This is a genomic window from Photorhabdus heterorhabditis, assembly GCF_018448905.1.
Classification (GTDB): Bacteria; Pseudomonadota; Gammaproteobacteria; order Enterobacterales; family Enterobacteriaceae; genus Photorhabdus; species Photorhabdus heterorhabditis.
The window spans coordinates 1-1,017 of the sequence record NZ_RCWA01000146.1; the positions used below are offsets into that span (position 1 = coordinate 1).

At 58.9% G+C, this 1,017-nt stretch carries 1 protein-coding gene; it reads right to left on the reverse strand.

Translation table 11 applies throughout. From position 1 onward, the window contains the following. A partial coding sequence (locus EAE89_RS23000) for a condensation domain-containing protein (RefSeq protein WP_214086668.1) occupies positions 1–1,017 on the reverse strand: 1,017 nt, incomplete at both ends.

Consider the following 1,017-nt stretch of genomic DNA (forward strand, 5'->3'; position numbering starts at 1 on the left):
GGATAAGGCTGGCGCGGATAAGCGGCCCACGGTCAAGATCAAATGGCGTATGGATTTCTCCGGCGCTCAAGCGCTCAAGCACCATATCGGCATCCGGGAGTCCGCGCAGGTCATGTTGAGATAAAGGTAAACCACTATCTGCCGCCAGCAGCCGTACCTGCGGCTGACCGTCAACCGAGACAAAGACAGAACGTAACGCCTCATGACGGGCGAACAGGGTATCCAGCGCCTGCTGCCAGGCCACGATATCCAGTTGACCACCCAAGCGCAGGGCCATCGGGATATGATAAGTCTCACTGGCACCATCCCACTGAGCCAGGAACCACAGACGCTGTTGAGCAAATGACAGCGGCAGCGCTTCCTCGCGGGATATCGGCAGAATGGCCGGCAGGCTAGCGTTCTGTTGACCAGACCGGGCCGCCATGACCTCAGCAAAAGCCATCAACGTGGGGAATGTAAACAGGGTGGTCTGCGGCAGTTCAATACCTAACGCCGCTACCCGGTTCATCACCCGCATCGCCAGCAACGAATGGCCCCCCAAAGCAAAGAAATTATCGTGCCGGCTGATCTGGTCAATCCCCAGCAACTCACACCAAATCGCCGCCAGGGTAGTTTCTGTCTCCCCCTCCGGCGCCGCATAGACCTGACGGGCAAACGCCTCACTGTCCGGGGCCGGCAACGCCTGACGATCCAACTTACCGTTAGGCGTCAACGGCAACACATCCAGCCGCACAAAGGCTGACGGCACCATATAATCCGGTAAAATCGCACTCAGGTGAGTACGCAGACTATTGACCAGCCCCTCATGGGCTTCCGCCGCCACATAAGCCACCAGCCGTTTCTCCTGCCCGTCACCCAGCGCCAGTACCACCGCTTCATTCACCGCCGGGTGTTCTACCAACCGGGCTTCAATTTCCCCCGGCTCTATCCTGAAACCACGGATTTTAACCTGATGGTCGTTACGGCCCAGGAACTCCAGATTGCCCTCCGGCAGGTAGCGGGCCAGATCCCCGGTAC